This window comes from Streptomyces sp. BRA346 (assembly GCF_052851135.1).
The window spans coordinates 306,139-332,604 of sequence record NZ_JAIWIH010000006.1 but is presented as its reverse complement, the minus strand read 5'-3'; the positions used below and the strand labels follow the sequence as shown (position 1 = coordinate 332,604).

The window sequence follows — 26,466 nt, the reverse complement described above, 5'->3', positions numbered from 1 at the left end:
TCGCGCCGATGATCCGATGGTGTGACCACCCGGTTCCCCGTGCGGACCCGGACGCACCGCACCCCCGGGTCCGCACGGGGAACCGGGGGCGCGGGACGCGAGGGGCTGTGGGCGGTCAGCCGACCATGCCCTCGGCCATCTCGTCGGTCAGGGTCGACTCCGTACCCGGAATGCCCAGGTCCTGCGCCCGCTTGTCGGCCATGGCGAGCAGCCTGCGGATACGGCCCGCGACGGCGTCCTTGGTCAGCGGAGGATCGGCGAGCGCGCCCAGCTCCTCCAGGGACGCCTGCTTGTGCTCCATGCGCAGCCGCCCGGCCGCGGCCAGGTGCTCGGGCACCTCCTCGCCCAGGATCTCCAGCGCGCGCTGCACCCGGGCGCCCGCGGCGACCGCGGCCCGGGCCGAGCGGCGCAGGTTGGCGTCGTCGAAGTTGGCCAGCCGGTTGGCGGTGGCCCGCACCTCGCGGCGCATCCGCCGCTCCTCCCAGGCGAGCACCGACTCGTGCGCCCCCAGCCGCGTCAACAGCGCGCCGATGGCATCACCGTCCCGGACGACCACCCGGTCCACCCCGCGCACCTCGCGCGCCTTCGCGGCGATCTGGAGCCGCCGGGCGGCGCCGACCAGCGCCAGCGCGGCCTCCGGGCCGGGGCAGGTCACCTCCAGGGAGGACGAGCGGCCGGGCTCGGTGAGCGAGCCGTGGGCGAGGAACGCCCCGCGCCAGGCCGCCTCGGCGTCACAGGTGGCGCCGGAGACGACCTGCGGCGGCAGTCCGCGGATCGGCCGGCCGCGGCCGTCGACCAGACCGGTCTGGCGCGCCAGCTGATCACCGCCCGCCACCACCCGCACCACGTACCGACTGCCGCGGCGCAAGCCCCCGGGGGCCATCACCACCAGATCGGAGGAGTGCCCGAAGATCTCCAGGATGTCCTTGCGGACCCTGCGGGCCGCGATGCCCGTATCCAGCTCCGCTTCGATCACGATGCGCCCGCTCACCAGGTGCAGGCCGCCCGCGAACCGCAGGATCGCCGAGACCTCCGCTTTCCGGCAGCAGGTGCGGGTGACGGGGAGCCGGGAGATTTCGTCCTTCACCGCTGCCGTCATCGCCATGGGCCGATCCTTCCATGCATCCGAAAAATACGGTCGTACGCGGCCGCCAGAAGCTCCGGGTCGTGCTTCGGGGAACCGTCGGTCGCGGCCACCGGCGCCAGCTCGACCGTGCCGCCCAGTCGCTTCGCGGCATCGCACAGACTGCTCTGGTCGGGAACGGCGGCCTCGTCGGCCAGCACCACGTCGAAGGCGAGTTTAGGGGCGTGTCGGGCCAAAACCTCCAAATGACGCTGCGGGGAGAAGCCATCGGTTTCACCCGGCTGGGGTGCCAGATTCAGCGAGAGCACCCGCCGGGCCTTGGTGTCGGTGAGGGCCCGCAGCAGATCGGGCACCAGGAGGTGCGGGATCACGGAGGAGAACCAGGAGCCGGGGCCGAGCACCACCCAGTCGGCGTCCATGACCGCCTCGACCGCCTCCGGGACCGCCGGCGGGTCGTTCGGCACCAGGTGGACCGACTGCACCTCGCCGGGCGTGAGGGCGACGGTGGCCTGCCCGGCGACCGTCGACACCTCGTCAGGGCGGGCCGGGTCATGACCCTTGACGTACGCCTGGAGCTCCAGCGGCACCGCCGACATCGGCAGCACCCGGCCGTGCGCGCCCAGCAGCTTGCCGACCAGGTCGAGCGCGGCCACATGGTCACCCAGCTGCTCCCACAGGGCGACGATCAGCACATTGCCCACCGCGTGGCCGTGCAGCTCGCCCTCGCTGATGAAGCGGTGCTGGATCACCCGGGCCCACGTCTGGCCCCAGTCGTCGTCCCCGCACAGGGCCGCCAGCGCCTTGCGCAGATCACCGGGCGGCAGCACCCCCAGCTCGTCGCGGAGCCGCCCGCTGGAGCCGCCGTCGTCGGCCACCGTGACCACGGCGGTCAGATCACCGGTGATCCGGCGCAGCGCGGCGAGCGACGCGGACAGGCCCATACCGCCGCCGAGCGCGACCACCTTGGGCTGCGCGCTCCGGCCCGTACGGGCCCCGACGAGCCGCCGCAGCCGCCCGTTACGGATCGTCACTCGCGCCCCATGTCACGGTGGACGATGACGGTCTCGACACCTTCGGCGCCGAGCCGGGCGGCCAGCCGCTCGGACATCGCGACGCTGCGGTGCTTACCACCCGTACAGCCGACCGCGATCGTCACATAGCGCTTGCCCTCGCGGCGGTAGCCCGCGGCGATCAGCTGGAGCAGCTCGGCATACCGGTCCAGGAACTCCTTGGCGCCGGGCTGGTTGAAGACATAGCCGGACACCTCCTCGTTGAGCCCGGTGAAGGGGCGCAGCTCGGGAACCCAGTGCGGATTGGGCAGGAAGCGGCAGTCCACCACCAGATCGGCGTCGACCGGCAGGCCGTACTTGTAGCCGAAGGACATCACGGTGGCGCGCAGCTCCGGCTCCTCCTCACCGGCGAACTGGGCGTCCATCTTGGCGCGCAGCTCGTGCACGTTGAGGCTGGAGGTGTCGATCACCAGGTCGGCGTCACCGCGCAGCTCGCGCAGCAGATCGCGCTCGGCCGCGATGCCGTCCACGATCCGCCCGTCGCCCTGGAGCGGGTGCGGGCGGCGCACCGACTCGAAGCGCCGCACCAGGGCCTCGTCGGACGCCTCCAGGAACAGCACGCGCCGCTTGACGTTCTTGGCGGCCAGGTCCGCGAGGGACTCGCGGAGGTTGTCGAAGAAGCGGCGGCCGCGGACGTCCACCACCACGGCGATGCGCGCCACATTGCCCTGGGAGCGGGCGCCGAGATCCACCATGGTGGGGATCAGCGCGGGCGGCAGGTTGTCCACCACGAACCAGCCGAGGTCCTCCAGACATTTGGCGGCGGTGCTGCGCCCCGCGCCGGACATGCCAGAGATGATCACCAGCTCGGGAATGGCTGCCGCCGTCTCGGCGGACTCTCCCGTCGTGCCCGTATTCACCTGCGCTCCGTCTCCGTGGATCTCGTGCTCGGTCATGATCTCGTCCCCCGGTTCGCGGACGGCGCCGACGATGCGGCCTCGTCCTCAATGATCTCTCCTGTCGCGGTGTTCACGGCGGGGGCGGCCGGAGCCGCTCCGGTGAGCGCCGCCGCGACCGTCTCGGCCGTCTTCCGGCCGACGCCCGGCACCTCGCAGATCTGCTCGACCGTGGCGGCCCGCAGCCGCTTGACGGAGCCGAAGTGCTTCAGCAGCGCCTGCTTACGGCTGTCACCGAGGCCGGGTACGGCGTCCAGCGGCCCGGCCTTCAACGCCTTGGCGCGCTTGCTGCGCTGGTAGGTGATGGCGAACCGGTGGGCCTCGTCGCGGACCCGCTGGAGCAGATACAGCCCCTCGCTGCTGCGGGGCAGCACCACCGGGTCGTCCTCGTCGGGCAGCCAGACCTCTTCGAGCCGCTTGGCGAGCCCGCAGACGGCCACGTCGTCGACGCCCAGCTCGTCCAGCGCCCGCTTGGCCGCGGCGACCTGCGGCTGCCCGCCGTCGACCACGACGAGCTGCGGCGGGTACGCGAACCGCTTGGGCCTGCCGTCGTCGTCGAGCGGGCCGGAGGTCTCTTCGCCGGGGGGCGCCTCGCCAGGGGCCGCCTGGGCGGGCTCGCCGGGAGCCTCCTCCCACTCCCCCGACTTCTGCTTCTCCTGGAGGTAGCGACGGAAGCGGCGGCCGACGACCTCGTGCATGGAGCGGACGTCGTCCTGCCCGGCGAAGCTTTTGATCTGGAAGCGGCGGTACTCGCTTTTCCGCGCCAGCCCGTCCTCGAAGACCACCATGGACGCCACCACGTCATCGCCCTGGAGGTGGGAGATGTCGAAGCACTCGATGCGCAGCGGCGCCGAGTCCAGCCCGAGCGCCTCGGCGATCTCCTCCAGGGCCCGGGAGCGGGTGGTGAGGTCGGAGGCGCGCTTGGTCTTGTGCAGCGCGAGCGCCTGCTGGGCGTTGCGCTGGACGGTCGCCATCAGGTCCTTCTTGTCGCCGCGCTGCGGGATGCGCAGATCGACCCGGGAGCCCCGGCGCTCGCTGAGCCACTGGGTGACCGGCTCGGCCGGGTCCGGTACGGCGGGCACCAGGACCTCCTTGGGCACGGCGTCGCCCCGCTCCTCCCCGTACAGCTGCTGGAGGGCGTGCTCGACCAGGTCGGCGGTGTCGACGGCCTCGACCTTGTCGGTGACCCAGCCGCGCTGGCCGCGCACCCGCCCGCCGCGGACGTGGAAGATCTGGACGGCGGCCTCCAGCTCGTCCTCGGCGACCGCTATCAGGTCGGCGTCGGTCGCGTCGGCGAGGACGACCGCGTTCTTCTCCATGGCGCGCTTGAGCGCCCCTATGTCGTCACGCAGCCGGGCGGCCTTCTCGTACTCCATCTCCTCGGCGGCCTGCTGCATCTGCTGTTCGAGGCGGCGGATGTAGGTGCCGGTGCGCCCGGCCATGAAGTCGCAGAACTCATCGGCGAGTTCGCGGTGCTCCTCGGCGCTGACCCGGCCGACGCAGGGGGCGGAGCACTTGCCGATGTAGCCGAGCAGACAGGGGCGGCCGATCTGGGCGGAGCGCTTGAACACCCCGGCCGAGCAGGTGCGCACGGGGAACACCCGCAGCATCAGGTCGACGGTCTCGCGGATCGCCCACGCGTGCGCGTACGGACCGAAGTAGCGCACGCCCTTCTTCTTGGCGCCGCGCATGACCTGGACCCGGGGGAACTCCTCGTTGAGGGTCACCGCGAGCGACGGATAGCTCTTGTCGTCCCGGTACTTGACGTTGAACCGGGGATCGAACTCCTTGATCCACGAATACTCGAGCTGGAGCGCCTCGACCTCGGTCGACACCACGGTCCACTCGACCGCGGCGGCCGTGGTGACCATGGTCCGGGTGCGCGGGTGAAGGTTCGCCAGGTCCTGGAAGTACGAGGAGAGCCGCTGGCGCAGGCTCTTCGCCTTTCCGACGTAGATCACCCGGCCGTGCTCATCACGGAACTTGTAGACCCCCGGCGACTCGGGGATCTGTCCCGGCTTGGGGCGGTAGCTGCTCGGGTCGGCCATGGTCACCACCCTACTGGCGGGCGGTGACAGTTCAGGCGGATCAGGCGTCCGGCCCCGCGACGAGCTTTCCGCCCTTCGTCCGGACGGGCACGGACGGCAGCGGGGAGACGGCGGGGCCCTGGAGGACCTTGCCGGTACGGGCGTCGAAGACGCTGCCGTGGCAGGGGCAGCTGATCCTTCCGTTCTCGACGGCGTCCACGACGCAGCCCCGGTGGGTGCAGACCGCGCTGAACGCCGTGTACCGGTCCTCGGCGGTCCGGGAGACCACCACCCGGTCCTCGCAGTAGATCTTCGCGCCCCCGGCCGGGACGGCGTCGGCCGGGCCGAGGTCGACGGGGGCGGTGGGGGTCGGGGACGCCTTCTCGCCCGACCCCTCCGGACCGCAGGCCGCCGCCCCGAGCCCGGCGGCTCCGGCCAGCGCCGCTCCGCACAGCACGGTTCTACGGGAGGCGGGCTGGCTGGGCATGGGGGCTCCACGGGGCATAGCGGTACGAGCTGGGACTGCTCTACGACGATACCGGTACGGATCGGTCCGCCCACCGGCGGATCCGGGTTCGTCCGGGGCGACGTAAACGTTTGCGCAAGCGTTTACGCGCGGTCGCCGATGCGATACGTTCCCCCACGTTCCCGCAGCACACCGCGAAGACAGCACACCGAGGAGAGGGGCGGGCGGATGGCGACCATGGTCGACGTGGCCCGGCGCGCGGGCGTCTCCGTGGCCACGGTCTCGCACGTCCTCAACGAGACCCGCCGGGTGCGCCCGGACACCCGCCAGGCCGTCCTGGACGCCATCGACGCCCTCGGCTACACCCCCAACACACTGGCCCGCTCCCTGGTCACCGCCCGCACCCGCTCGATCGGGCTGGCCGTTTCGGCGATCAGCAATCCGTACTTCACCGAGATCCTCCAGGGCGTCGAGTCCAGCGCCCTCGCCCACGGCTACAGCCTGCTGATCGCCGATCCGCATGACGACCCGGACCATGAACGGAAGGTCGTCCAGCTGCTCCATGAGCGGCGGGTGGACGGAGTGATCGTCGCGCCCTCCGCCGAGCCCTCCGCGCTGATCGGCTATCTGACCCGGAGCGGGATCCCCTGCGTCTTCCTCGACCGGATGGTCGGCGACGGAGACGACCATCCGTACGACCAGGTCGGCGCCGAGAACGCGTTCCACCTCGAACAGCTGGTGCGCCACCTCGCCGAGCTGGGCCACACCCGCATCGGCCTGGTCGCGGGCCTGCCGGGGTTGAGCACCACCGCCGAGCGGATCGCCGGATACCGCACCGGACTGGACCACAGCGGACTGCCGTTCGACCCCGGGCTGCTGGCGGACGGCCACTCCGAGGCGCGGGGCGCGGCGGACGCCACCCACCGGCTGCTGGCCTCCGCCGAGCCGCCCACCGCGATCATCACCGCCAACAACGCGATGACGATCGGCGCGCTGCGCGCCCTGCGGACGGCGGGCCGCACCGTCCCCGGCGATCTGGCGCTCGCCTGCTTCGACGACTTCTCCTGGGCCGATGTCTTCTCCCCCGGGCTCACCGCGATCTCCCAGCCCAGCCGGGAGATCGGCAGCACCGCGGTCCGGCTGCTGCTGGACCGGCTGGAGCGGCCGGAGCGGCCGCCGCGTACCGTGCGGCTGCCCTGCGCCTTCGTCCACCGCACGTCCTGCGGCTGCGCTCCCGAACCCCCCGACCGCCCAGCACCTGGAAAGGACCCCGTCTCTTGAACCCTCCCTCAGCTGAAGCAGAGGGATTCCTGGCTCAGGAAGCCCCGCAGGTCAGCGACCTGAAAGGTCTTACTCCCTCAGCACCAGCCGGGACGGAACCTGCCCGGTTGCCCGAAAGCATTGAGTTGCGCTGGCTTGGTTCTCGCTCAGCGCGTTGTGCGTGCTTGGTTCTCGCAACACACGATACGCACCTTACCCGTTCGCGCAGGCGGTATTTCGCCCTAGAGGCGAAATACCGTTCTTTGCCCTGCTCCGCAGGGGTTCGGTTCCTCCCCCGCCTGAAGGCAGGGGCATCCTCGAAGGAGGCCAGGTGATCGTCGTCGCCGGAGAAGCCCTGATCGATCTCGTGCCCGATCGCGCGGCCCCCGCCGCGACGGGCGACGAGCTGCCCGCGCTGCGTCCGGCGCGCGGCGGCGGCCCCTACAACACCGCGATGGCGCTGGGGCGGCTCGGCGTACCGACCGCGTTCTGCTCACGGGTCTCCACGGACGGCTTCGGCGAGGCGCTGCTGTCCCGGCTGCGGAAGGACGGGGTGGACACCGCCCTGGTGCAGCGCGGCCCGGAGCCCACCACCCTCGCCGTCGCGTCGATCGGCGCCGACGGGTCGGCGGGCTTCGGCTTCTACGTACAGGGCACCGCGGACCGGCTCTTCGCGCTGCCCCCGGCCCTGCCCGAGGGGACCACCGCGCTGTCACTGGGGACCTGTTCGCTGGTGCTGGAGCCGGGCGCGAGCGCGTACGAGGCGCTGCTGCGGCGCGAGGCCGGACGCGGCGTCTTCACCGCGCTGGACCCCAACATCCGCACCGGGCTCATCCCCGACGCCGACGCCTACCGGGCCCGCTTCCGCGGCTGGCTGCCGTACGTCGAGCTGCTCAAGCTGTCGATCGAGGACGCGCGCTGGCTGGCCGGTTCCGGGGACACCCCGGCGGAGTCCGACGCGGCGGTCGAGGCGGCGATACGGGAGTGGGCGGCGGCCGGTCCTGGGGCCGTGGTCTGCACCCACGGCGGGGACGGGCTGAGCGTGCTGTGCCAGGACGGATCCCGCTGGGCCGTGCCCGGGGAGCGGGTGGAGATCGTGGACACGATCGGGGCGGGCGACACCGTGAACGCCGCGCTGCTGCACCGGCTGGCCGCCCACGACGCGCTGTCGGCGCCCGCGCTGGCCAAGCTGGGCGAGGCGGCCTGGCGGGACGTCCTGGGCTTCGCCGCCCGCGCCGCCGCGATCACCTGCTCCCGGGCGGGCGCCGAGCCGCCGTACGCCGCCGAGCTGGCGTAAGCGCGAAGCGAGCGCCGCTGCGTGTCAGCACACGAGTGCGCCGCGCCCGGTCCGGGCGCGGCGCACTCGCACGAAGGGCCTTCCGCGGCCTACTTGGCGGCTGTCCGCTTCGAGGCGGCCGTGGACTTGGCCGCCGCCTTCTTGGTGACGGTCTTCTTCGCCGCGGCCTTCTTCACCGCGGTCGTGTTCGCGGTGGCCTTCTTCGCCGCGGTCTTCTTGGCCGCCGCCTTGGCCGGGGCCTTCCTGGCGGTGGCCTTCTTCGTCGTACCACCCGTGCGCGCCGCGGGCACCGACGCGTCGCTCACCCGCTCGCCCAGCATGTCCCGCAGGAACTTTCCGGTGTGGCTGGCCGGAACCGAGGCCACCTCCTCCGGGGTGCCCTCGGCGATGACCAGACCGCCGCCGCTGCCGCCCTCGGGACCCATGTCGACAACCCAGTCCGCCGTCTTGATCACATCGAGGTTGTGCTCGATGACGATCACCGAGTTGCCCTTGTCGACCAGTCCGGACAGCACATTGATCAGCTTGTTGATGTCCTCGAAGTGCAGACCGGTGGTCGGCTCGTCCAGCACATAGACCGTCCGACCGGTGGACCGCTTCTGGAGCTCGCTCGCCAGCTTGACGCGCTGTGCCTCACCGCCGGAGAGGGTGGGCGCGGGCTGGCCGAGCCGCACATACCCGAGGCCGACCTCGTTGAGGGTGCGCAGATGGCGGGCGATCGTCGGCACCGCCTCGAAGAAGTCCAGCGCCTCCTCGATGGGCATGTCCAGCACCTCGGCGATGGACTTGCCCTTGTAGTGCACCTCCAGCGTCTCCCGGTTGTAGCGCGCGCCGTGGCAGACCTCGCACGGCACATACACATCCGGCAGGAAGTTCATCTCGATCTTGATCGTGCCGTCGCCGGAGCAGTTCTCGCAGCGGCCGCCCTTGACGTTGAAGGAGAAGCGCCCGGGCATGTAGCCGCGCACCTTCGCCTCCATCGTCTCGGCGAACAGCTTGCGCACGTGGTCGAACACCCCGGTGTACGTGGCCGGGTTGGACCGTGGCGTACGGCCGATGGGCGACTGGTCGACGTGGACGACCTTGTCGACCAGATCGTCACCGGCGACCCGGGTGTGCCGCCCGGGGACGGTCTTCGCCCCGTTCAGCTCGCGGGCCAGATGGGTGTAGAGGATGTCGTTGACCAGCGTGGACTTACCGGATCCGGAGACGCCGGTGACGGCCGTGAGCACGCCGAGCGGGAAGGACACGTCGATGTCCTGGAGATTGTTCTCCCGGGCGCCGTGCACCGTCAGCTGCCGCTCCGGGTCCATGGGACGCCGGTTCCGGGGCAGCGGGATGACCTTCTTGCCCGACAGATAGTGGCCGGTCGCCGACTCCTCGTTGACCAGCAGCTCGCTCAGCGGCCCGCTGTGCACGACCTTGCCGCCGTGCTCACCCGCGCCCGGGCCGATGTCCACCACCCAGTCCGAGGTCTTGATGGTGTCCTCGTCGTGCTCCACGACGATCAGAGTGTTGCCGAGGTCGCGCAGCCGCACCAGCGTCTCGATCAGCCGGTGGTTGTCGCGCTGGTGCAGACCGATCGACGGCTCGTCCAGCACGTACAGCACGCCCACCAGACCGGAGCCGATCTGGGTGGCCAGCCGGATGCGCTGGGCCTCGCCGCCGGAGAGCGTGCCCGCCGCCCGGTTGAGCGAGAGATAGTCCAGGCCGACGTCGACCAGGAACCGCAGCCGCTCGTTGACCTCCTTGAGGACGCGCTCGGCGATGGTCTTCTCGCGGGCGGTCAGCTCCATGTTCCGCAGGAACTCGGCGCATTCGCTGATCGACATCGCGGAGACGTCCGCGATGGACCGCTCCTGCACGGTGACCGCGAGGACGATCGGCTTGAGGCGGGTGCCCGCACAGGTGGGGCAGGGCACCTCGCGCATATAGCCCTCGAACCGCTCCCGGCTGGCGTCGCTCTCCGCCTCCGTGTGCCGCCGCTTGACGAAGGGCACGGCGCCCTCGAACGCGGTGGTGTACGCCCGCTGGCGGCCGTACCGATTGCGGTAGCGGACCTCGATCTGGGTGCGGTGGCCGTTCAGCAGCGCCTTCTTGGCCCGCTGCGGCAGCCCCGCCCAGGGGATGTCCGTACGGAAGCCGAGAGCGTCGGCGAGCGCGCCGACCAGCCGGCCGAAGTAGTCCTTGGTGTGGCCGTGGGACCAGGGGTGGATGGCGCCCTCGTCCAGCGACTTCTCCTCGTCCGGAACGATCAGCTCCGGGTCGACCTCCATCCGGGTGCCGATCCCGGTGCAGTCGGGGCAGGCGCCGAACGGCGAGTTGAAGGAGAAGGAGCGCGGCTCCAGCTCCTCGAAGGACAGGTCGTCATACGGGCAGTAGAGGTGCTCGGAGAACATCCGCTCGCGCTGCGGATCGTCCTCGTCCAGATCCACGAAGTCCAGGATGATCATGCCGCCGGAGAGGCCGAGCGCGGTCTCCACCGAGTCGGTCAGCCGCCGCTTGGCGCTGTCCTTGACGGTGAGGCGGTCGACGACCACCTCGATGGTGTGCTTCTCCTGCTTCTTCAGCTTCGGCGGGTCGGACAGGTGGATCGTCGCGCCGTCCACCCGGGCCCGGCTGTAGCCCTTGGTCTGGAGATCGGAGAAGAGGTCGACGAACTCCCCCTTGCGCTCGCGCACCAGCGGCGAGAGCACCTGGAAGCGGCTGCCCTCGGGCAGCTCCAGCACCCGGTCCACGATCGCCTGGGGCGACTGGCGGGCGATCGGACGGCCGCACTCCGGGCAGTGCGGCTTGCCGATGCGGGCGAACAGCAGCCGGAGGTAGTCATAGACCTCGGTGATGGTGCCGACGGTCGAGCGCGGGTTGCGGGACGTCGACTTCTGGTCGATCGACACCGCCGGGGACAGGCCCTCGATGAAGTCCACATCGGGCTTGTCCATCTGGCCCAGGAACTGCCGCGCGTAGGAGGAGAGCGACTCGACGTAGCGGCGCTGCCCCTCGGCGAAGATCGTGTCGAACGCGAGGGACGACTTGCCCGACCCGGACAGTCCGGTGAAGACGATGAGGGAGTCACGCGGGAGGTCGAGCGAGACGTTCTTGAGATTGTGCTCGCGAGCGCCACGGACGATGAGACGGTCGGCCACGCCGGTCGGCACCTTTCTTGAGGAGAGGCGGGTGCGCCGGGCCCGCTCCCGGGTCCCTCCCGACGGGCAGGACGGAGCGGAGCGAAGCCCCCGACCCAGGGTATGGGGGCGCCACGGCGATGTCTTAAGGATGCAGCACACCGAGCCTATAGCACGCACATTCGATTTGCGGGGCCCGTGCGCCTGGTTCACCCGATCGTGTGGCAGGCACTACCGGATAAAAGGCGCATCACGCCCCCGGTATTCCCCTGCCGCCATCGCGCCCCCGACCCCGCGCCGCCCGGTCGCCCGGGACTAGGCTGAGGCCATGACCTACAGCGGAGTTGTGACGGTCGGCGGACCGGCGGACGTACACGAACTGCCCGATCTGATGATCTCGAAGGTCGCGGTCGGCCCCATGAACAACAACGCGTATCTGCTGCGGTGCCGGGCCACCGACGAGCAGCTGCTGATCGACGCCGCCGCCGACCCACAGACCCTGCTGTCACTGATCGGCGAGAGCGGCATCGCGTCCGTCGTCACCACCCACCGCCATCAGGACCACTGGAACGCGCTGCGCGAGGTGGTGGACGCCACCGGCGCCCGCACCCTGGCGGGCCGGTACGACGCCGAGGGCATCCCGGTCCCCACCGACGTGCGGGTCGAGGACGGCGACACGGTGCGGGTCGGCCGGGTCGAGCTGACCGCACGCCATCTGGTGGGCCACACCCCGGGCAGCATCGCCCTGGTCTACGACGACCCGCAGGGCCATCCGCACGTGTTCACCGGCGACTGTCTGTTCCCGGGCGGCGTCGGCAACACCTGGAAGGACCCCGAGGCGTTCGAGAGCCTGATCAACGACGTCGAGACCAAGCTCTTCGACCGGCTCCCGGACGAGACCTGGGTCTACCCCGGCCACGGCGACGACACCACCCTCGGCGCCGAGCGCCCCCACCTCGCCGAATGGCGCGAGCGCGGTTGGTAACACCCCCTTCACCACCACACCGCACCGCACGCCGCCGCGCGCCCCGTAACCGGGGGCCCGCGGCGGCTGTTGGCGCGGCATGCACGACGTCCCGCGCGACGACGACCGCGCCCCGCCCGCCCCTGCCGCCCCTGCCGCCCCTGCCGCCCCTTCCATGGTCCGCCTCGCTGCCGCGGCCCTGGCCGGCACCGCCATCGAGTTCTACGACTTCTTCGTCTACGGCACGGCCGCGGCCCTCGTCCTCGGGCCGCTCTTCTTTCCCACCTTCTCCCCGCCGGCGGGCACCCTGGCCGCCTTCGGCACCTTCGCCGCCGGGTTCGTCTCCCGGCCGCTGGGCGCGATGCTGCTCGGGCCACTGGGCGACCGCCACGGACGGCGGCCGGTGCTCATCGCCTCCCTGCTGCTGACCGGCCTCGCGACGGTCGCGGTCGGCTTCGTCCCCACGTACGACTCCATCGGCATCGCCGCCCCCGCCCTGCTGCTCACCCTCCGCTTCCTCCAGGGGCTCGGGCTCGGCGGCGAATGGGGCGGCGCGGTGCTGCTGACCGTCGAGCACGCGCCCGCCGGGCGGCGCGGCCTGTGGTCGGGCTTTCCGCAGATCGGCCCGGCCATCGGCTTCCTGCTGGCCAACGGCACCATGCTGATCCTGTCCGCCACGCTCTCCGACGCCGCGTTCCGCTCCTGGGGCTGGCGGGTGCCGTTCTGGGGCGCGGGGCTGCTGGTCGCCGCCGGGCTGCTGCTGCGCACCCAGTTGACCGAGACCCCGCGGTTCCGGGAGCTGGCCGAGCGCGACGAGCTCGCCGCCGCGCCGCTGGCCGAGGTGGTGCGCGGCCACTGGCGGCTGGTGCTGCTGACCGCGGGCGGGCTCGCGGTGGGGTACGCGGTCTTCTACGCGGTGACGACCTGGTCCCTCGCCTACGGCACCGAACGGCTCGGAGTGGACCGCACCGTCATGCTCGGCTGCATCATGGCGGCGGTGGCGGTCAAGGGCGCCGTGACGCCCCTGGCGGCCCATCTCGGCGACCGCTTCGGACGGCGGCCGTTGTGCCTGCTGGGCTGCGCGGCCACGGTGGTGTGGATGTTCCCGCTGATCGCGCTGCTGCGCACCGGGGAGCCGCCGCTGATGTTCCTGGGCTTCCTGGGCGCGCTGCTCGCCTTCATCACCCTGTTCGCCGTGACCTCGGCCTATCTGCCCGAGCTGTACGAGCCGCGGGTACGCTGCACGGGCGCGGGGCTCGGCTACAACCTCGCGGGGGTGCTCGGCGGTGCGCTCACCCCCATCGTGGCGACCGCGGTCTCCCGGGGTGATGGCCCGCCCTGGGGCGTCGCGGCGTATCTGACCGCGGTCGCGCTGCTGAGCCTGGGCTGCTTCGCCCTGCTGCCGGACACACGCCCGACGGCCGACCGTCCGACGGACGGACGGTCGGCCGTGCGGCCCCTGGAGGCCGGGGAGGCCACTGCCTGAGCCGGCATCGTGCGGGCGGGGCCGCCGCAGAGGACGGGCCGCCCGCACGGACAAGCGTCAGACGTCGGCGCTGTCCCTGTCCCGGGACCCGCCCTCCCCGGTCCCCGCCTCCGCCAGGGCCTGCTTCTTCGAGGCGTAGAGGCTCGTGATCGTCGTGACCGCGAGCACCGCGCAGATCACACCCAGCGACACCGGTATGGAGATCTGCGGGACATGCACCCCGGACTCGTGGAGCGCGTGCAGCACCAGCTTGACGCCGATGAAGCCGAGGATGACCGACAGCCCGTACGACAGGTGGACCAGCTTCTTGAGCAGCCCGCCGATCAGGAAGTACAGCTGGCGCAGACCCATCAGCGCGAAGGCGTTGGCGGTGAACACGATGTACGGGTCCTGGGTCAGGCCGAAGATCGCGGGTATGGAGTCCAGCGCGAAGAGGACGTCCGTGGTGCCGATCGCCAGCATGACGATCAGCATCGGCGTCATCAGCCGCTTGCCGTTCTCCATGATGAACAGCTTGGTGCCGTGGTACTGGTCGGTGGAGGGGACGCGCTTCTCGACCGCTTTGAGCAGGCGGTTCTCCTCGTACTCCTCGTCCTCCTCGCCCGAGCGCGCCTCCTGGATGAGCTTCCAGGCGGTCCAGATGAGGAAGGCGCCGAAGATGTAGAAGACCCAGGCGAAGGTCGAGATGATCGCGGCGCCCGCGGCGATGAAGACCGCGCGCAGCACGAGCGCGATCAGCACGCCCACCATCAGTACCCGCTGCTGGTAGATCGTGGGCACCGAGAACTTCGCCATGATCAGGACGAAGACGAAGAGGTTGTCGACACTGAGCGACTTCTCGGTGATGAAGCCCGCGAAGAACTCGCCGGAGGGCTGGCCGCCCGCGAAGACCAGCAGCCCGAGCCCGAAGAGCCCGGCGAGGACGATCCAGACGGTCGTCCAGATACCGGCCTCCTTGAGGGAGACCTCATGCGGTTTGCGGCCGCCTATGAAGAAGTCGACGGCGATGAGAGCGCAGAGACCGACAATCGTCAGCCCCCACATGGCCACGGAAACGTCCACGGATCCTCCGGCATTCGTACGGCAATTTCAGCGTCGTCGCTGCCGGAGGTCTCTTCCGCCCGGGCTCGCGCCACGGACCGGTGTCCCGGGATCGCGCCCGACCCGACTCAAGGTGCACGGGCGCGATCCGTGGTGACGGGAACACCGCTAAGGAGTACTCCCCTCCGCGTAAAGGAGAGTACAGGAAATCCCATGAAAGAGTAAAGAGAAAGGCAAATGCTCTGCTCAGAGGGGCCGTTGGCGAGTAGTGATCTTCCGGTTCAGCGCCCGTACGCCTGCCGGGCCCGCGCCACCTGCCCCAGCACCTGCTGGAGCACCTGGCTGCCCGCCGGGACCAGCGGCGGCTCGTACGTCCAGGCGTGGCCGACCCAGGGGTCGGCCAGGTGATCGTCGGCGACCGGGGTGATCCGCAGCAGCGAGCGCCACAGCGGGTCCAGCACCGGCCCGTACGCCTGCGCGTCCTCGCGGTCGGCGACCATCATCAGATGCACCCCGACCGAGGGGCCTTCGTCCGCGAGGTAGCGCAGCTGCGTGACGGCCCGGTCGTCGAAGCCGTGGGGGAAGTCGTGGACGATCAGCAGCTGCTGGGCGAGGTCCAGATCGGGCGGCAGCGCGTCGGTGGCCCCGCTGCGGATCGCCATCTGCACCAGGTCGACGCGCCGGGTCAGCGCGGCGAGCACCGAGGACACGCCCGCCGCCCCGGCCGCCGGCGGCTCACGCAGCGCACCGGACGACACCAGCGGGGCCAGCGACACCGCGGCCGAGCCCGCCGGGTCGATCACATGCAGCGAGAACTCGTCCACCGGATACACCGCCAGCAGCCGCGCCGCGTGCGCCACCGCCGTCTCGGCGGCCAGCCTGCGCAGCTCCGCGGAGTCCAGCAGGGCGCCGTGGGCGGAGCCGGTGCGCCCCGCGTCGATCCACAGACCGCGCTCCAGCGGCAGCCGCACCAGCATGGGGATGCGCAGCCCCGTGCGCTCCGGAAGGTGCAGATCGCCCAGGCGCAGCGCCATCGGGACCTCCATCGGCACCTGATAGCCCTGCCAGACCGGGCTGTCCCAGCGGGCGTACGCGGGCGGCAGCGCGGGCTCGACGACCTCGGCCTCGGCGGTCAGCTGCGCCAGGTCGCGGTCGAGGGCGGTCCGGGCCTGCTCGACCAGTCCGGCCTGCTTGGCGCGGGCCTGCGCGCGGGCGGAGTCGGCAGCGGGGCCGACCCGGGTGCGCGGGTCGGAGAGGACCTTGTCCAGCTCCTGTTCCATCCGGGATTCGGCGAAGTCGACGGCGCTGCGATAGGCGGCGGTGGTGCGGGCCAGGTCCTCGAACATGCCCCAGACCTGGTTGTAGAGCCGCTCGTCCATGGTCCAGCCGGAGGCGTCGCCCGCGACGGGCTGCGCGGGCTGTCCGGGCGGGGCGGGCGGCGCGGCCGGCGGGGGCGTGGGCGGCGCGGCAGTACGGCGCCCGGGGTGCTGGTAGTTGATCGGCCCGCCCGGGGACGTGTCCCCCGCGGAGGACGCCTGGGTCTGGGGCTGAGTCTGCGGCTGGGCCGGGGCCGGGGTGTCCGGCGCGGCCCCGGTGCCCGCCGTGGCCGTGCGCACCCGGCCGTCGCCCCCGGCAGCACGCGGCGGGGGCTGGGCCACCGAGCGGGCCATGCCGTGCGCCACCGCGTCGTTGATCTCGGCGGCCAGCTCGGCGGCCTGGGGCAGCCCCTGGTCCCGCAGCATCTCGGCCAGCCCGCCCGCGTACCCCTGGCCCACCGCGCGCACCTTCCAGGCGCCCTGCCTGCGGTACAGCTCCAGGGCGACCACCGCGGACTCCGCGTCCAGGTCGGTGATGGTGTAACCGGCCACCTCGGTGCCGTCGAGGCCGGTGACGGCGACGAACGGCGCGGCCATGGCGCCGAACCGGACCGGGCCGCCGGCCCCGCTCACCAGGGCGAGCAGCACATGCACCCGGTGGACGCCCTCGGGCAGCGCGTCGAGGTCGACGGCGAGCCGATGGGCTGCCGCCGCCTGTTTGGACACTTCGATGCCGGGCAACTGCGGCGAGGCGGGGTGCGCGACCCACTCCACGCCCTGCACCGTGCCCTGCTCATCGCCGAGTGTCGCCCCGGCCACGATCGGATTACCCGCCGAGATCCGGATCTCCAAACGGGTCTGGGGCAGCGGGTGGTTCTGCCCCCGGACCAGCTCGGCCGTCATCGTGCGTCCCCTCGTTGTGTTCCGTTGTGTGCATGGTGGTGCGTGGTACGTCGTGACCGCGTGGTTAGCGCCGTGTCGGGCGTGCGGACGGTGCCGCATGAGCGCGTCGGCCCGGCGGGCAGACGCACCACCGGGCCGACGGGACAACCACTTCCGCTTACAGGTGCGGCACGATGTGCGGCATCAGGTCCTGGAAGGTGCGGCCGTTGGCGGGCTCGCCCACGGCCTTCATCTGCCAGGCACTGCCCTGGCGCTGCACGATCGCCATGATCTGCGCGGTGTACTGGCCGCCACCGGTGAGGGTATAGCGGGCCAGCTCCTGGCCGTTGGTCTCGTCGACCAGTCGGCAGAACGCGTTCTGCACCTCGGCGAAGGTCTGGCCGGTGAACGAGTTCACCGTGAAGACGATCTGGTCGATGTGCACCGGCACCCGCTGGAGGTCGACCAGGATCGCCTCGTCGTCACCGCCCTGACCGGCGCCGCCGACCAGGTTGTCGCCGGTGTGGCGCACCGAGCCGTCGTCGCTCACCAGGTGGCGGAAGAACACGACGTCGGTCGGCTGCTTGTCGGCGAAGAGGACCGCCGACGCGTCGAGGTCGATCTCACGGGTACGGGAACCGAACAGTCCGCGGCGGGGCGCCGCCTGCCAGCCCAGTCCCATCCGCACCGCGGTGAGGGTGCCCCCGTCGGCCTTCTGCAGGCTGATGGCCTGTCCCTTGGACATGTTGACCGTCACGCGCTGTCCCTACTCTCGTCTCTCGGTTTCCCCGTGGCCCCAGGCCCTGCCCACGGCCCTCCCGAAAACCCTATGCACGCCGACCAGCACTCCGGCCAGGCGAGCGGGCTTTTGTGTCGGTCTTGCAACACAGCAGGCCCACAGCGCAGTCCCAGCAAAACCCCAACCGCCCCAGGGGTCAGGAGAGCCCGGCCTCCCTCATCTGCCGCAGCTCCTTCTTCAGCTCCCCGACCTCGTCCCGCAGCCGGGCCGCGACCTCGAACTGGAGCTCCGCCGCCGCGGCCTTCATCCGGTCGGTCATCTCCTCGATCAGCTCGGCCAGTTCGGCGGCCGGACGGTCGGTCAGCTCGCCGTCCTTCGCCCCCTTGCCGCCCGTCTTGTGGGACGCCAGGGCGGGCACCGGCGCCTTCGCCTGACCCTTGCCCGCTCCCTTGCCCTGGTCCGCCGACTTGCGGTAGCCGGTTTCCAGCAGCTCCTTGGTGTCGATCTCCTCGCGCGCGAGGGTCGCCACGATGTCGCCGATCTTCTTGCGGAGGGGCTGCGGGTCGATCCCGTTCTTCTCGTTGAACGCGATCTGCTTCTCCCGGCGGCGGTTGGTCTCGTCGATGGCCTTCTCCATCGCCGGGGTGACCTTGTCGGCGTACATGTGGACCTGGCCCGAGACGTTACGGGCGGCACGGCCGATGGTCTGGATCAGGGAGGTGCCGGAGCGCAGGAAGCCCTCCTTGTCCGCGTCGAGGATGGCGACCAGCGAGACCTCCGGCAGGTCGAGGCCCTCCCGCAGGAGGTTGATGCCGACCAGCACGTCGAACTCGCCCGCGCGCAGCTCGCGCAGCAGCTCCACCCGGCGCAGGGTGTCCACGTCGCTGTGCAGATAGCGCACCTGGATGCCCAGTTCGAGCATGTAGTCCGTCAGGTCCTCGGCCATCTTCTTGGTGAGGGTGGTGACGAGGACCCGCTCGTCCTTCTCGGTGCGGGTGCGGATCTCATGGATCAGATCGTCGATCTGGCCGTCGGTGGGCTTGACCACGACCTCGGGGTCGACGAGACCGGTGGGCCGGATGATCTGCTCCACGAAGCCGTCGCCGCGGGACATCTCGTACGTCCCGGGGGTCGCGGAGAGATAGACGGTCTGGCCGACCCGCTCGAGGAACTCCTCCCACTTCAGCGGGCGGTTGTCGAGCGCGGAGGGCAGCCGGAAGCCGTGCTCGATCAGCGTGCGCTTCCGGGACGCGTCGCCCTCGTACATCGCGCCGATCTGCGGCACGGTGACATGCGACTCGTCGATGACCAGGAGGAAGTCGTCCGGGAAGTAGTCGAGCAGGGTGTGCGGCGGGGAGCCGGTCTCCCGGCCGTCGATGTGCAGCGAGTAGTTCTCGATGCCGGAGCAGGTGCCGATCTGCCGCATCATCTCGATGTCGTACGTGGTGCGCATGCGCAGCCGCTGGGCCTCCAGCAGCTTGCCCTGCTTCTCCAGCCGGGCCAGGGTCTCCTCCAGCTCGGCCTCGATCCCGGCGATGGCCTTCTCCATGCGCTCGGGTCCGGCCACGTAGTGGCTGGCCGGGAACACATACAGCTCCTGGTCGTCGCTGATCACCTCGCCGGTGAGCGGGTGGAGCGTCGACAGCGCCTCGATCTCGTCGCCGAACATCTCGATCCGGACCGCCAGCTCCTCGTAGACCGGGAAGATCTCGATGGTGTCGCCGCGGACCCGGAAGGTGCCCCGGGTGAACGCCATGTCGTTGCGCGCGTACTGGATGTCCACGAAGCGGCGCAGCAGCTGGTCGCGGTCGATCTCCTCGCCGACCTTGAGCGGCACCATGCGGTCCACGTACTCCTGCGGGGTGCCCAGGCCGTAGATGCAGGAGACGGAGGCCACCACGACCACATCGCGCCGGGTGAGCAGCGAGTTCGTCGCGGAGTGGCGCAGCCGCTCGACCTCCTCGTTGATCGAGGAGTCCTTCTCGATGTAGGTGTCCGACTGCGGTACGTACGCCTCGGGCTGGTAGTAGTCGTAGTACGAGACGAAGTACTCGACCGCGTTGTTCGGCAGCAGCTCGCGGAACTCGTTGGCGAGCTGGGCGGCGAGGGTCTTGTTCGGCGCCATGACGAGCGTGGGCCGCTGAAGCTTCTCGATCATCCACGCGGTGGTCGCGGACTTGCCGGTGCCGGTCGCGCCGAGCAGCACGACGTCCTTCTCACCGCCGCGGATGCGCCGGTCCAGGTCGGCGATGGCCGTGGGCTGGTCGCCGCTGGGCTGGTACGGGCTGACGACCTCGAAGGGCGCCACCTTGCGTTCGATCTGAGTCACGGGCCGCATGAGACCCACCGTACGACTCGCCACTGACAACGGCCGGGCCTCCCGCTCCCGCGGCCGCTCCGGGAGGGGTACGGGATGGATCAATGTACGGCCTTTCTGTGACTGTCCTCCGGTACGGCCGGTCTGGCACGCTTCGGCCGTCCACGAGTCAGACGACGCGAGGAGTCCGTATGCAGATCCGCCCCGCCGCCGCGTTATCCGGCGCTCTCCTGGGTGTCTCGGCGCTCTTCCTCCCCACGGCGGCGCAGGCCGCCGGCGGCGCATCGCACCACCACACGGTCACGGTGGCGCACCGGGGCGCCTCCGCCTATGCCCCCGAGAACACGCTCGCCGCCGTCGACGCCGCCGATGACCTGGGCATCGACTGGGTGGAGAACGATGTGCAGCGCACCCGGGACGGGGAGCTGATCATCATGCACGACACCACCCTGAACCGGACCACCGACGTCGAGGAGGTCTTCCCGGACCGCGCCCCCTGGAAGATCTCCGACTTCACCCTGGACGAGATCGAGAAACTTGACGCCGGGAGCTGGTTCGGGCCGGCGTTCGCGGGCGAGCCGGTGCCGACCCTGGAGGAGTACCTGGATCGGGTTTCGGACAACCACCAGAAGCTGCTGATGGAGATCAAGGCGCCGGAACTGTACCCGGGCATCGAGCGGCAGGCGCTGCGCGAGCTGCGCCGGGAGGGCTGGCTGGACCGCAAGCACCTCAAGCGGCTGATCGTGCAGAGCTTCAGCGCCGACTCCGTCCAGGCGGTCCACAAGCTGCGGCGGGACGTCAAGACCGGTTTCCTGGGCACCCCGCCCGTCGCCGATCTGCCGCGGTACGCGGAGTTCGCCGACCAGATCAACCCCAGCCACACGACGATCGACGCCGCGTACGTGCAGGAGATCCAGGCGGTGCGCGGCGCCCACGGCCGTCCGCTGGAGGTCTACACCTGGACGGTGAACGACGCCCCGAACGCGGTCAAGGTCGCGCGGATGGGGGTGGACGGGATCATCACCAACAAGCCCGATGTGGTGCGGGAGGCGCTGGACGACCTCCGCTGACGGCGGCTGACAGCAGCGTGTGACGGGGGCTGTCGGACCCCCGCCTACGCTTGACAGGTGTGACGAACGAGCAGCGGCAGCCGGAGCGGCAGTCCGAGCGGTTGGAGACCCACGACTGGTCCTGGGCGGTGTCCGACACGCCCATCGGTCCCCTGCTGCTCGCGGCCACCGGCCAGGGGCTGGTCAACGTGGTCTTCCACGCCGACCCGAGGACGGCGGCCGCGGCCGTCGACCGGCTCACCCGCCGCCTCGGCACCGGCCCCGCGCCCGAGCCCGGTGCGCATCTCACCGAGGCGATACGGCAGGTGGAGAGCTACTTCGCCGAGCAGACGCAGGCGTTCACCCTGCCGCTGGACTGGTCCCTGTCCACCGGTTTCAACCGCCGGGTGCTGCGCGAGCTGGCCGCCCACGTTCCGTACGGCACGGTCGTCGGCTACCAGGACCTCGCCCGCCGGGTCGGCGAGCCGGACGCCGCCCGTGCGGTCGGGGTGGCCATGGGCAGCAATCCGCTGCCGGTGGTGGTTCCCTGCCACCGCGTCGTGGAGAGCGACGGCGGCATAGGCGGCTTCGGCGGCGGGCTGGAGACCAAGCGGACCCTGCTGGCCCTGGAAGGTGTGCTTCCGCAACCGCTTTTCTGACCGGAAGGGTTCTCCGGTTACCGGGTCCGAAAATATCTTGCCGCGGAAATCCACCGACATCTTGTCATGGACCCGTTCCACCCTTACCTTAAGAGCGCTCGCGGGCCCCACCCGGCGAGAATGCTACGCAAGCACATTCAGGTACGCGGTAACGCTCTTTCGTTCTTCCGCTCTTCCTTCTGCTCTTCCTCCGCTCTTCCCGCTCGCGCTCGAAAGACGTACGCGTTCCTTCACGGCTCAACCACGTCCCCCGATGATCGAATTGGAGAGCCATGTCCGGTGTTCTGCTCGCCGGCGGCGCGGCTGCGGCGTTATTCGCCTCCGCCTTTTCCGCCCAGGGTGTTTCCTCGGCCCCCGATGTACCGCCGGAAAAGATCCAGATCAGCGTCAATACGGTGAACGGCTCGGGCTGCCCGAAAGGGACCGCAGCGGTGGCCGTGGCCGGTGACAACACGGCATTCACCGTGACCTACAGCGACTACCTCGCCCAGGTCGGCCCCAGCTCGAACCCCACCGACATCCGTAAGAACTGCCAGCTCAACCTGGGCGTTCACGTGCCGCAGGGGTTCACCTACGCCATCGCCCAGGTCGACTACCGCGGCTACGGCTCCCTACAAAAGGGCGCGAAGGGCACCGAGAAGGCGAGTTACTACTTCCAGGGGTCGCCGGACACGGCATCGCGCACCCATGAGTTCAGCGGTCCGTACAACGACAACTGGCAGACCACCGACAGCACGGAATACAGCGCCCTGGTGTGGGCGCCGTGCGGCCAGGACCGCAACTTCAACATCAACACCGAACTGCGGGTCAGTGCGGGCACCTCCGCGGCCGGGACCACCAGCTTCATGGCCATGGACTCGACGGACGGCGGAGCCAACACCATTTACCACCTGGCCTGGAAGGAATGCCCCTAGCCCTTCCAGCGGGGCGGGCCCATCCGGCAGGGCGGGTAAATCCACCATCGAATGGAGAATCATGCCCGGTGTTCTGTACGCAGGCGGCGTGGTCGCGGCGTTATTCGCCTCGACACTCACCTCCCAGGCATACGCGCAACCACCGTTCGACACCGTGCCACCCGACAAGATCGTGATCAAGGTCGCGACCGTCAACGGCTCGGGCTGTCCGGCCGGAACGGCGGCGGTGGCCGTCTCTCCCGACAACACCGCGTTCACGGTCACCTACAGCAATTACCTCGCCCAGGTGGGCAAGGGCTCCAAGCCGACCGACTTCAGGAAGAACTGCCAGCTGAACCTGGTCACGCATGTGCCGCAGGGCTTCTCCTACGCCATCGCCAGCGTCGACTACCGGGGCTACGCCCACCTGGAAAAGGGCGCCTCCGCCACCGAGAAGGCCTCGTACTACTTCCAGGGCCAGTCGCAGACGACGTCGAGCTCGCATGACTTCAGCGGCTCGTACGACGACAACTGGCAGGTCACCGACACGGCCGACATCGCCACCGTGGTCTGGTCCCCCTGCGGTGAGCTGCGGAACTTCAACATCAACACTGAACTGCGGGTCAACGCCGGATCGTCGAACACCACGGACACGACGAGCTTCATCACCATGGACTCGACGGACGGCGACGTGAGCACCACCTACCACTTCGCGTGGAAGGAATGCCCACAGAAGAAGTAGCGCGCGGACGCGGACGGACGGCCCTCCGGGACTCTCCGGCAGCCCCAGGAAGTCCCCGGCAATCCCCGGAAAGGACCCAGGCCGGTCCCCCAGGCGGCCCTACGGTTCCGGGCGGTGCCACGCCGGGTGCCGGGGGTCGTCCGCCCGCACCACGACGTCGGCGCTCTCGACGGGCCGCACCTCGTCCTCGTACCGCGCGAAGGCGGGCAGCGTCCAGTGCTCGTCCTCCTCGGTGCGGCGGGCGAGGGCGGCCCGCGTCAGCCACAGATGCACCGACAGGTCGAACGGGAACCAGTGCCCCAGCAGCAGCGCGCCGTGCAGCAGCAGTACGCCGCCCGGCGGCAGTTCGGCGTAGGGGCTGCGGGTGGCCCGGTCGGTCACCGGGTCCCACAGGTCGGGCAGCACCCGCCCGGTGCCGCCCGGCCCCGGCTCCAGCGGGGTGAAGACCTCGCGCCACAGGGCTCCGGTGTCCAGCCAGCGGTCGTAGTACGCGTCGGCGTCCCGCTTCCCGTACTCGTAACGCAGCGACGCGGGCCGCAGGAACCCCGCCGCCGCGACCACGAGCACCGGGCGCCCGCGTATCCGCAGCGCCTCCGCCAGGTCCCGGGCCAGCTCCCCGGGGCGCGCCGCGGGGGCGCCGTCGACCGCCACCCTGAGCCAGGGGCCGCCGTCCGCCGCCGTCATTCCGGCGATGCGGTCGGCGGTCGCGTCGGTCAGCCGTTCCCAGGTGATCGCTTCGAGCCGCACCCACCCCATGATGCCGTGCCCCTCCCGGCGCGCTGCGGGTACGCTCCCCGCAGGCGTCACGTCAGGAGATCCGGCCATGGCATCCCAGGTAGCGCTGCTGCGCGGCATCAATGTGGGCAGCGGCAGAAGGTTCCCGATGGCGCGGCAGCGCGCGCTGATGGCCGAGCTGGGCTTCGAGGACGTCACCGTCCACCTCCAGAGCGGCAACATCGTCTTCGCCGACCCCGGCACCCCACCCGAGCGCACCGCCCGCAGGCTGGAGGACGCCTTCGCCGCCGACCTGGGCTTCTCCGTACCGGTGCTGGTGCGGACCCGCGACGAGCTGGCCGCCGTCGTGGACGCCAACCCGTACCCCGCCGCCGTGGCCGAGCCCAAGACCCTGCACGTGGTCTTCCTGTCGGACGTGCCCACCGACACCTCGGCGCTGGACGCGGTGGACGCGTCCGCGTACGCGCCCGACGAGTTCCGGCTCGTCGGGCGCGAGCTCTACCTCCACCTGCCGGGCGGACTCGGCCGTTCCAAGCTGGCCGCGAAGCTCACCAACCCCCGTCTCGGGGTGACGGCCACCGCCCGCAACTGGAACACGGTCACCAAGCTGCTGGCGCTCGCCGACGCCTGACCACCCGCCCGCCGCGGGGGGGGCTCAGCGCCAGCCGTACCGCTGCCGCAGCCGCATCACGACCAGGTCGAAGCGCGGCCGGTCCAGCGCACACGCCTCGCGCCGCATGCCGTCCGGGTGCACCCGCAGGACGCGGTCCAGGTCGACCCAGGAGTCCCGCCCGGCCCGGTCCCACGGCCCGGCGCCGATCGCCACCCACTCGTGGTCACCGTCGTGCCGCTTGCTCGACAGCTGTACGGCCAGCAGCGTGCCGCCGCGCTCACGCGCGACGACCAGCACCGGCCGGTCCTTGCCGCGGCCGTCGTTCTCCTCGTACGGAACCCACGTCCAGACGATCTCGCCCGGATCGGGGTCCCCGTCCGGATCCGGTGCGTACTCGGTCCGTACCCGCCCGACCTGGCGCGGCGCGGCTTCGACGGTGGCGGTGGGGCCGGTGCTCCCGGGCAGCGCCTCGTCGTCTTCGGTCCCCTTGAATGGCCTGATCACGCCCCACACGTTAGCCCGTCCGAGGTGGCCGGGCGGCGGCGCGGTACCCGTCGTGGACGCAGCGGGAAGGGACAAGCATGTGCCTGATGTCCTCGACCCGGTGGCGGATCTCGTCAAGCGCCGCAAAGCCCCCGTCGTCGTCCAGACCCTGCGTTCCGCGGCGGCCGCGACCATCTCCTACGTCGTCGCCCTCCAACTGAGCGCCGAAGCGGCCCCGCTGACCGCCCCGCTCACCGCGCTGCTCGTGGTGCAGGTGACCCTCTTCGCGACCCTCACCACCGGTATCCGCCGGGTGAACGCCGTGGTGGTGGGCGTCCTGCTCGCCATCGCCTTCTCCATCCTGGTCGGGCTGACCTGGTGGAGCCTGGGCCTGATCATCCTCGCCTCGCTGACGGCCGGTCACTTCGCGCGGGTGAGCGAGTTCGTCCCCGAGGTGGCGATCAGCGCCATGCTCGTCCTCGGCGTGAGCCAGGTGACCACCACCGCCTGGTCCCGGGTGCTGGAAACCCTGATCGGGGCCGTCGTCGGACTGGCCTTCAACTTCCTGTTCGCGCCGCCCGTCTGGGTCCAGACCGCGGGCGAGTCCATCGTGGACCTGGCCCGCCGGATGCGTCAGCTCCTGCTGCACATGGCCGAGGAGCTGGGCAGCCCCACCCCGGTCGAACGCGCCGCCGCCCGCCTCCACGAGGCCCGCCGCCTCGACCACGACATCTCCCAGGTCGACGCCGCCCTCCGGCAGGCCGAGGACAGCGTCCGCCTCAACCCCCGGGTCAAGGAGGGCCTGCTGCACCGGGTGGTGCTGCGCACCGGCCTGGACACCCTGGAGATCTGCACGGTCGTCCTGCGCGTCCTCACCCGCACCCTCACCGACCTCGCCAAGAAGCGCACGGACGAACCCCTCTTCCCCGCCGACGTGGCCGAGGCGCTGGAGCGCCTCTTCCGCTACACCGCCGCCGCCGTCGAAAGCTTCGCCCTCCTGGTCACCAGCTCGATCAGCGCCAACGCCGAGGAGGCCGAATCCCATCTGGCCACCGAGCTGGCCCGGGCCCACACCAGCCGCGACGAGGCCGCCCACCTGCTCCTCCGCCGTGTCCAGCGCCACCCGGGCCAATGGCAGCTCCAGGGCGCCCTGCTCGCCGAGGTCGACCGCATCCTCGCCGAGCTGGACATGGAGCAGCGCTCCCGGCGCCTCATGGAAGAACTGGACCGCAGCACCCGCGAGAAGCGCGACCGCTTCCCCGCCCTCCGCAAGCTCCGGCACCGCATCCGCGGCGACCGGGGCCGCCAGTTGAGCACGTAGT

Annotated in this window: 22 protein-coding genes; 10 read left to right on the top strand and 12 right to left on the bottom strand. The window is 70.8% G+C overall.

Features of this window, described 5'->3' with window-relative positions:
- Positions 1-115: 115 nt before the first annotated feature.
- From whiA to LCH29_RS11250, 5 genes are read right to left on the bottom strand one after another with little or no spacing between them, the layout of a single operon-like run.
- Positions 116-1,105: a DNA-binding protein WhiA gene (gene whiA / locus LCH29_RS11270; RefSeq protein WP_055554275.1), complete on the bottom strand. Its 990-nt coding sequence runs from the start codon at positions 1,103-1,105 to the stop codon at positions 116-118.
- Entirely contained in the window at positions 1,096-2,115 is a 1,020-nt protein-coding gene (locus tag LCH29_RS11265) for a gluconeogenesis factor YvcK family protein (protein WP_009718796.1), read from the bottom strand. The genes whiA and LCH29_RS11265 overlap by 10 nt, the downstream gene beginning before the upstream one ends.
- The gene (gene rapZ, locus LCH29_RS11260) at positions 2,112-3,050 is read right to left on the bottom strand and encodes an RNase adapter RapZ (protein ID WP_446461551.1); all 939 of its coding nucleotides are present in this window, start codon (positions 3,048-3,050) and stop codon (positions 2,112-2,114) included. The genes LCH29_RS11265 and rapZ overlap by 4 nt, the downstream gene beginning before the upstream one ends.
- The gene (gene uvrC / locus LCH29_RS11255) at positions 3,047-5,098 is read right to left on the bottom strand and encodes an excinuclease ABC subunit UvrC (protein WP_446461550.1); all 2,052 of its coding nucleotides are present in this window, start codon (positions 5,096-5,098) and stop codon (positions 3,047-3,049) included. Before uvrC ends, rapZ begins: the two co-directional genes overlap by 4 nt.
- Before the next feature lie 40 nt (positions 5,099-5,138).
- The gene (locus tag LCH29_RS11250) at positions 5,139-5,564 is read right to left on the bottom strand and encodes a Rieske (2Fe-2S) protein (RefSeq protein WP_446461549.1); all 426 of its coding nucleotides are present in this window, start codon (positions 5,562-5,564) and stop codon (positions 5,139-5,141) included.
- 207 nt (positions 5,565-5,771) lie between these two features.
- On the opposite strand from LCH29_RS11250, the gene LCH29_RS11245 reads away from it, so the two are divergent.
- Both LCH29_RS11245 and LCH29_RS11240 read left to right on the top strand, forming a co-directional pair.
- The gene (locus LCH29_RS11245) at positions 5,772-6,824 is read left to right on the top strand and encodes a LacI family DNA-binding transcriptional regulator (protein WP_446461548.1); all 1,053 of its coding nucleotides are present in this window, start codon (positions 5,772-5,774) and stop codon (positions 6,822-6,824) included.
- 310 nt (positions 6,825-7,134) lie between these two features.
- Positions 7,135-8,100: a carbohydrate kinase family protein gene (locus tag LCH29_RS11240; protein ID WP_446461547.1), complete on the top strand. Its 966-nt coding sequence runs from the start codon at positions 7,135-7,137 to the stop codon at positions 8,098-8,100.
- A gap of 89 nt (positions 8,101-8,189) precedes the next feature.
- Here LCH29_RS11240 and uvrA read toward each other — a convergent pair whose 3' ends face one another.
- Positions 8,190-11,246, bottom strand: coding sequence for an excinuclease ABC subunit UvrA (gene uvrA, locus LCH29_RS11235; RefSeq protein WP_446461546.1), 3,057 nt, complete (start codon positions 11,244-11,246; stop codon positions 8,190-8,192).
- A 307-nt stretch (positions 11,247-11,553) separates the two neighbouring features.
- Between uvrA and LCH29_RS11230 the strand changes: the two genes are divergently transcribed.
- On the top strand, positions 11,554-12,210 hold the full coding sequence (locus LCH29_RS11230; RefSeq protein WP_446461545.1) for an MBL fold metallo-hydrolase: 657 nt from the start codon (positions 11,554-11,556) through the stop codon (positions 12,208-12,210).
- 154 nt (positions 12,211-12,364) lie between these two features.
- Entirely contained in the window at positions 12,365-13,675 is a 1,311-nt protein-coding gene (locus LCH29_RS11225) for an MFS transporter (RefSeq protein WP_446461708.1), read from the top strand.
- Between the two features lie 57 nt (positions 13,676-13,732).
- On the opposite strand, the gene LCH29_RS11220 is transcribed toward LCH29_RS11225, so the two are convergent.
- From LCH29_RS11220 to uvrB, 4 genes are all read right to left on the bottom strand, one after another.
- The gene (locus LCH29_RS11220) at positions 13,733-14,737 is read right to left on the bottom strand and encodes a TerC family protein (protein WP_446461544.1); all 1,005 of its coding nucleotides are present in this window, start codon (positions 14,735-14,737) and stop codon (positions 13,733-13,735) included.
- Between the two features lie 260 nt (positions 14,738-14,997).
- Positions 14,998-16,935 carry a TerD family protein gene (locus tag LCH29_RS11215; protein ID WP_446461543.1) on the bottom strand — a complete coding sequence of 646 codons (1,938 nt, stop codon included), beginning with the start codon at positions 16,933-16,935 and terminating at the stop codon, positions 14,998-15,000.
- Positions 16,936-17,092: 157 nt separating this feature from the next.
- Positions 17,093-17,671, bottom strand: a complete 579-nt coding sequence (locus LCH29_RS11210) for a TerD family protein (protein WP_123099256.1) — start codon at positions 17,669-17,671, stop codon at positions 17,093-17,095.
- A gap of 178 nt (positions 17,672-17,849) precedes the next feature.
- Positions 17,850-19,991 (bottom strand): excinuclease ABC subunit UvrB, encoded by a 2,142-nt coding sequence (gene uvrB, locus LCH29_RS11205; RefSeq protein ID WP_446461542.1) that lies wholly within the window; start codon positions 19,989-19,991, stop codon positions 17,850-17,852.
- 170 nt (positions 19,992-20,161) lie between these two features.
- Between uvrB and LCH29_RS11200 the strand changes: the two genes are divergently transcribed.
- From LCH29_RS11200 to LCH29_RS11185, 4 genes are all read left to right on the top strand, one after another.
- Positions 20,162-21,040: a glycerophosphodiester phosphodiesterase gene (locus LCH29_RS11200; RefSeq protein ID WP_446461541.1), complete on the top strand. Its 879-nt coding sequence runs from the start codon at positions 20,162-20,164 to the stop codon at positions 21,038-21,040.
- Positions 21,041-21,099: 59 nt separating this feature from the next.
- Complete coding sequence (locus LCH29_RS11195; protein ID WP_446461540.1) at positions 21,100-21,678, top strand: methylated-DNA--[protein]-cysteine S-methyltransferase; 579 nt, start codon at positions 21,100-21,102, stop codon at positions 21,676-21,678.
- 272 nt (positions 21,679-21,950) lie between these two features.
- Entirely contained in the window at positions 21,951-22,592 is a 642-nt protein-coding gene (locus LCH29_RS11190) for a DUF4360 domain-containing protein (protein ID WP_446461539.1), read from the top strand.
- Between the two features lie 61 nt (positions 22,593-22,653).
- Positions 22,654-23,313: a DUF4360 domain-containing protein gene (locus tag LCH29_RS11185; RefSeq protein WP_009718780.1), complete on the top strand. Its 660-nt coding sequence runs from the start codon at positions 22,654-22,656 to the stop codon at positions 23,311-23,313.
- A gap of 99 nt (positions 23,314-23,412) precedes the next feature.
- On the opposite strand, the gene LCH29_RS11180 is transcribed toward LCH29_RS11185, so the two are convergent.
- A complete protein-coding gene (locus LCH29_RS11180) occupies positions 23,413-24,060 on the bottom strand; it encodes a uridine kinase (protein ID WP_446461538.1) in 648 nt (215 codons plus the stop codon).
- A gap of 76 nt (positions 24,061-24,136) precedes the next feature.
- On the opposite strand from LCH29_RS11180, the gene LCH29_RS11175 reads away from it, so the two are divergent.
- Positions 24,137-24,679 carry a DUF1697 domain-containing protein gene (locus tag LCH29_RS11175; RefSeq protein WP_446461537.1) on the top strand — a complete coding sequence of 181 codons (543 nt, stop codon included), beginning with the start codon at positions 24,137-24,139 and terminating at the stop codon, positions 24,677-24,679.
- A 24-nt stretch (positions 24,680-24,703) separates the two neighbouring features.
- Here the strand turns inward: LCH29_RS11175 and LCH29_RS11170 are convergent, their stop codons facing one another.
- Complete coding sequence (locus tag LCH29_RS11170) at positions 24,704-25,165, bottom strand: type II toxin-antitoxin system PemK/MazF family toxin (protein WP_446461536.1); 462 nt, start codon at positions 25,163-25,165, stop codon at positions 24,704-24,706.
- A 79-nt stretch (positions 25,166-25,244) separates the two neighbouring features.
- On the opposite strand from LCH29_RS11170, the gene LCH29_RS11165 reads away from it, so the two are divergent.
- On the top strand, positions 25,245-26,465 hold the full coding sequence (locus LCH29_RS11165; RefSeq protein ID WP_446461535.1) for an FUSC family protein: 1,221 nt from the start codon (positions 25,245-25,247) through the stop codon (positions 26,463-26,465).
- Position 26,466: the final 1 nt, after the last annotated feature.

What these genes read in the sequence shown, in the direction of transcription:
- whiA (WP_055554275.1), bottom strand. Translation starts at nt 1,105, where the DNA reads ATGGCGATGACGGCAGCGGTGAAGGACGAAATCTCCCGGCTCCCCGTC.
- rapZ (WP_446461551.1), bottom strand. Translation starts at nt 3,050, where the DNA reads ATGACCGAGCACGAGATCCACGGAGACGGAGCGCAGGTGAATACGGGC.
- uvrC (WP_446461550.1), bottom strand. Translation starts at nt 5,098, where the DNA reads ATGGCCGACCCGAGCAGCTACCGCCCCAAGCCGGGACAGATCCCCGAG.
- LCH29_RS11250 (WP_446461549.1), bottom strand. Translation starts at nt 5,564, where the DNA reads ATGCCCAGCCAGCCCGCCTCCCGTAGAACCGTGCTGTGCGGAGCGGCG.
- LCH29_RS11245 (WP_446461548.1), top strand. Translation starts at nt 5,772, where the DNA reads ATGGCGACCATGGTCGACGTGGCCCGGCGCGCGGGCGTCTCCGTGGCC.
- LCH29_RS11230 (WP_446461545.1), top strand. Translation starts at nt 11,554, where the DNA reads ATGACCTACAGCGGAGTTGTGACGGTCGGCGGACCGGCGGACGTACAC.
- LCH29_RS11225 (WP_446461708.1), top strand. Translation starts at nt 12,365, where the DNA reads ATGGTCCGCCTCGCTGCCGCGGCCCTGGCCGGCACCGCCATCGAGTTC.
- LCH29_RS11215 (WP_446461543.1), bottom strand. Translation starts at nt 16,935, where the DNA reads ATGACGGCCGAGCTGGTCCGGGGGCAGAACCACCCGCTGCCCCAGACC.
- uvrB (WP_446461542.1), bottom strand. Translation starts at nt 19,991, where the DNA reads ATGCGGCCCGTGACTCAGATCGAACGCAAGGTGGCGCCCTTCGAGGTC.
- LCH29_RS11200 (WP_446461541.1), top strand. Translation starts at nt 20,162, where the DNA reads ATGCAGATCCGCCCCGCCGCCGCGTTATCCGGCGCTCTCCTGGGTGTC.
- LCH29_RS11190 (WP_446461539.1), top strand. Translation starts at nt 21,951, where the DNA reads ATGTCCGGTGTTCTGCTCGCCGGCGGCGCGGCTGCGGCGTTATTCGCC.
- LCH29_RS11185 (WP_009718780.1), top strand. Translation starts at nt 22,654, where the DNA reads ATGCCCGGTGTTCTGTACGCAGGCGGCGTGGTCGCGGCGTTATTCGCC.
- LCH29_RS11175 (WP_446461537.1), top strand. Translation starts at nt 24,137, where the DNA reads ATGGCATCCCAGGTAGCGCTGCTGCGCGGCATCAATGTGGGCAGCGGC.